This window comes from Asticcacaulis sp. (assembly GCF_027484505.1).
GTDB lineage: Bacteria > Pseudomonadota > Alphaproteobacteria > Caulobacterales > Caulobacteraceae > Asticcacaulis.
On the sequence record NZ_JAIXSV010000259.1, the window covers coordinates 1 to 4,710 of the forward strand.

Annotated in this window: 4 protein-coding genes; 3 read left to right on the plus strand and 1 reads right to left on the minus strand. The window is 58.1% G+C overall.

The features are described 5' to 3' along the window. Nucleotides 1-349 precede the first annotated feature (349 nt). From Q0072_RS15570 to Q0072_RS15580, 3 genes are all read left to right on the plus strand, one after another. The gene (locus Q0072_RS15570; protein ID WP_298331920.1) at nt 350-712 is read left to right on the plus strand and encodes an RcnB family protein; all 363 of its coding nucleotides are present in this window, start codon (nt 350-352) and stop codon (nt 710-712) included. Continuing rightward, the gene (locus Q0072_RS15575; RefSeq protein ID WP_298331922.1) at nt 702-1,811 is read left to right on the plus strand and encodes a zinc-dependent alcohol dehydrogenase family protein; all 1,110 of its coding nucleotides are present in this window, start codon (nt 702-704) and stop codon (nt 1,809-1,811) included. Before Q0072_RS15570 ends, Q0072_RS15575 begins: the two co-directional genes overlap by 11 nt. A 134-nt stretch (nt 1,812-1,945) precedes the next feature. Continuing rightward, on the plus strand, nt 1,946-2,500 hold the full coding sequence (locus tag Q0072_RS15580) for a heme-binding protein (RefSeq protein WP_298331924.1): 555 nt from the start codon (nt 1,946-1,948) through the stop codon (nt 2,498-2,500). Here Q0072_RS15580 and Q0072_RS15585 read toward each other — a convergent pair. Beyond that, nucleotides 2,497-4,710: cation-translocating P-type ATPase (locus tag Q0072_RS15585; protein ID WP_298331926.1), on the minus strand; the 2,214-nt coding region annotated here is incomplete at its 5' end. The two genes, Q0072_RS15580 and Q0072_RS15585, sit on opposite strands and share 4 nt — an antisense overlap.

Below are 4,710 nucleotides of genomic sequence, written 5' to 3' on the forward strand. Positions count from 1 at the left end.
AATCATTCCGCTCAAGCCGCCATTGAGGCGGCGGCCAAGGTGGCAAAGCCACCGCCCGGCGAGGGGCGAAACAAAAATCTAGATCATTATGTTTCTACCAGAAATCATAATGATCTAGGCGCCATGAACTTGACGCCTGACGGTCGCACCATAGCGACACGGGTTGTCGCCCCAGCCCTTTTTGGAGCCTCTTGTTATGAGATACGTGCTCACTCTGGCACTTGCCACCGCGGCAAGCCTCACCTCCCCTGCACTCTCGAAAGCCCCGCCCTATCAGCCGGGCCGACCAGATGCACACGCAGAGGGAGGGCACCCGCCCCAACACGCGCCTTGGCTCAAAGGCGATAAGGTGCCCGACGTTTATCAGGAGAGCCAGTACACAGTCGTTGACTGGCAGCGTCGCAATTTGCCCGCGCCGGCGAGAGGGCACCGCTGGGTACGCAATGACAGCCATCAATATGGCCTGATTACCGAGAACGGAACGGTTTTCGAGGTCGTGCCGCAAAGCGATCACCAATATATGCGCCGCTGGACACACGGAGAACGCTTGCCCTTAGCCCTCCGGGACGGGGACTATATCGTGACCGGCTGGCAGGCGCGCCAACTGGCCCCGCCGAAGCGCGGCTATCGCTGGGTCCATATCAACAATCAATACTTGTTGATTAATCGAGTTAGCGGTCGGATCGCAAAGGTGACCTCAGATGGACAATAACATTCAGCTTGTGACAGGCTCTGGTGACCGGAGACAGCCGAAGGGCTCCCCCGAAACCACGATGAAGGCTCTTGTCTTTCATGGGCCAGGACGTAAATCGCTTGATGAGGTTCCTAAACCCGTCATCCAATTCCCTACCGATGCCATTGTTCGGGTGACGAAGACAACGATATGCGGGACCGATCTGCATATCCTCAAGGGTGACGTGGCATCCTGCACCCCCGGACGTATTCTCGGCCATGAGGGCGTCGGTGTCATCGACAGCGTGGGCAGCGATGTCACCGTGTTCAAAACCGGCGATCACGTCCTGATCTCGTGCATCAGTGCCTGTGGCCGATGCGAATACTGCCGCAAGCAGATGTTCTCACACTGCACCAGCGGCGGCTGGATGCTGGGCAATACGATTGACGGCACTCAGGCCGAATATGTGCGCACACCTCATGCCGACAACAGCCTGTATCCCGTTCCCAAGCATGCTGACGAGGAAGCTCTCGTCATGCTCAGTGACATCTTACCCACGGGGTTCGAATGCGGCGTCCTGAACGGAAAGGTGCAACCGGGAAGCTCCGTTGCGATCGTCGGCTCCGGTCCTATAGGACTGGCCGCCCTGTTGACGGCACAGTTCTATTCCCCGGCGCAGATCATTATGATTGATCTCGACGCCAACCGTCTGGAAACCGCCAAACGCTTTGGTGCCACACACACCGTCAACAGTTCGGACGGCAGAGCGACAGAAGCGGTGATGATGCTGACGCAAGGCCAAGGCGTGGACACAGCGATCGAAGCCGTGGGGATGCCGGCGACATTTGAACTGTGTGAGACGCTGATAGCGCCGGGGGGCACGATCGCCAATATCGGTGTTCATGGGACGAAGGTTGATCTGCACCTGGAATACCTTTGGGACCGCAACCTGACAATCACGACACGACTGGTTGACACCGTATCAACGCCCATGTTGCTGAAACTTGTGGACGCTGACAGGCTCGATCCGAAACGGCTGATTACCCACCACTTCTCCTTGGACCACATAATCGACGCCTACGAGACCTTTGGCAATGCGTCAAAGACCAAGGCGCTCAAGGTGATTATCAACACCTGACCCTGCGCGGATCAAGGGGGCATCAGGCCGGCGTCGGCACCTCTTCGGCGCTATTTTGGCCCTTGCGGGCTATGGCGCTTTTAATTCCGAAGCCGTTTCGCACGTTTCGGCAGGCGCTCTAAGAAAGTTCAATCATGTCTATTGAGGAACCCGCCTACACCACAAGTCAAAAGGAGGGACTGTGCGAAGTGCGGGCCTATCCGTCACTGATCGCCGCAGAAGTGACCGTTTCAGGCGAGCGTGAACCCGCCCTGCGTGCCGGTTTCAACCTGCTTGCCGGCTACATCTTCGGCAGCAATGTACAGAAACATACGGTGGCGATGACCGCCCCTGTGCTTCAGGCCCCGCAATCCGAAAAAATTGCAATGACGGCCCCGGTGATTCAGCAGGCTGTGGCCGACGGCTGGGTGGTTCGCTTCATCATGCCCGTCAGATACACGCTCGCCACGCTGCCCAAGCCGAACAATCCAAGGGTCCGGCTGGTCAATCTGCCCCCCGTGCGTGTGGCGGTTATACGTTTTGCCGGACGGGGACAGGCCGGGGACATCGAGGCCAGAACCGAAGGGCTTGAGATCTATATGCGCCACCATAAGCTCAACGCCATTGGACCGATTTCAATGGCGCGATACGACCCGCCCTGGACGCTTTGGTTCCTGCGTCGAAATGAACTCATGGTGCCGGTTGGCTAAGCCGTCAGCCATTTTCTCCAGAGGGGCTTCAGAAGCTCAAGGCAGACGAGCGCCATTACCCCGGCCCCCAGGCTCAAAGCGAGCTGATCCCATCGCAATGGCCCAAAGCGAAACATGTCGCGGGCCGCAGACCATAAGAGTGTCAGGGCCAGCATCGCCATAACCCCCAACACCACATAGAGCAGTGCGGCGTTTGGCCGCTTCAAGGCGGTTAACAGGGAGGCACTGTAGGACCGGTTGACAAATATGAGTGCGGCAATGGTCATGATGAGCGAGAAGAAAGCCAGCGCTCGCACTTCATCTTCGGCCATGCCAAGGTTAAGGGCTGCGACGAAGATCACGGCGACGAGCGTAAGCGCCAGAGCCCCCTGCAGGACGCTCCAGGCAATCAGCTCTTTTGAGAACAGGGGCTCAGTCGGCGCGCGAGGCGGCCTTTTCATGACATTTTCTTCCTCGGTTTCGGCTTCAAACACTAAGGAACAAACGGGGTCGATGACCATTTCGAGAAATGCGATATGCATTGGACCGAACAGTATTGGCAAGCCAAAGACCAGTGGCATGAGCGCAAGGCCCGCAATGGGGACATGAACTGCAAAGATAAATGCCATGGCTTTTCGCAGGTTGTCGTAAATTCGGCGCCCAAGGCGGATCGCCTGAACGATCGAACCGAAATCGTCGTCGAGAAGCACAATGGCGGACGCTTCCCGCGCAACATCGGTTCCTCGCCCGCCCATCGCAATGCCTATATGCGCGGCCCTGAGCGATGGGGCATCGTTTACCCCGTCTCCGGTCATGGCGACGATCTCACCATTTGCTTTCAAAGCCTGCACGATGCGTAGTTTTTGATCCGGCTGAATTCTCGCAAAGACGGTTGCCACCTTCAGCTTTGCGGCAAGAACAGCCTCATTCATATGGGTCAGTTCATCGCCGCTAACGACCGCCTCGATCTCGCCTGGCTCGAAAAGCCCCGCTTGACGCGCGATCGACTGCGCCGTGATCGGATAATCGCCGGTAATCATGATGACACGAATACCAGCCGCGCGGCACTCCCTTATCGCCCCCGGCACGCTGGCACGAAGGGGATCGGCCAGTCCAACCAGTCCGAGATATTCAAAATCGAATTCGCGTTGAGATTCGGGAAGCTTCCCCTGAAACTTCGCCCGTGCAATGCCGAGGACGCGCAGGCCTCGCCCTGCCATAGCCTCAACGGCGACCTTCATCGCGACACCCTCCCCGGCATTCAGCCGACACAGGTCAGCGATCGCTTCTGGAGCGCCCTTGGCGGCTATAGTGAGGGGTGCGTTGGCATCCTCTCCTTGCCAGACCTGGGACATGACCAAAAAGTCCGGTCGCAACCCAAAAGATTTGATCAGCGCCTTCGGTAAGGCCTCGGGTCCGTCACTGGCTCTCGCAAAAGCGTGAAAAGCCTTTTCCATCGGATCGTAGGGGTCGGGTTCGCTGGCCATACGGCCGACCTCCGCCAGATTGAGGAAGTCCTTTGACAGGGCCGCGTCGGCACTGGCGACCTGCCCGTCTTTCAGTCTGAACTCGGCCAGTGACATTCTGTTCTCAGTCAATGTGCCGGTCTTATCCGTACACAATACGGTAGCAGAGCCCAGCGTCTCTATGGCCGTTGCTTTGCGAGTCAAAACACGCGCTTTTGAGATCCGCCACGCACCCATGGCCATAAACACGGCCAATACGACCGGGAACTCCTCCGGCAGCATCGACATACCCAGGGCAATGCCCGCCAGAGTGGCCTCAAGCCAACCCCCGCGCAAGAGGCCGTAGAGAAGTACAACAACCACGCAGACGGCCCCACCGACCGACGCGAATAGGGTCACGAGCTTGCGGGTTTCGGTCTGAAGCTTTGGCACTTCCGGCGTCAGGGTTTTCAGCGAGTGACCGATCTGGCCCATCCGGCTCCTGATACCAGTGGCTGTGACTTCACCAATGCCTGTGCCGCGCACAATCAGAGCGCCTGAGAAAACCCGATCAGAGTTTTCATCCCCGCTCTTTGCGGTCAGGGACTTTCTCACCGGAACAGACTCGCCGGTGAGAAGGGATTCATCTACCTGAAGATCGTGCGAGTCCAAGAGTTTTGCGTCGGCGGGCACCCTGTCGCCTTCGGCCAGGACGATCATATCGCCGCGCACCACCTGAGCACTGTCAATGCGAATGCGATGGGCATCGCGGATGACCCATGCACG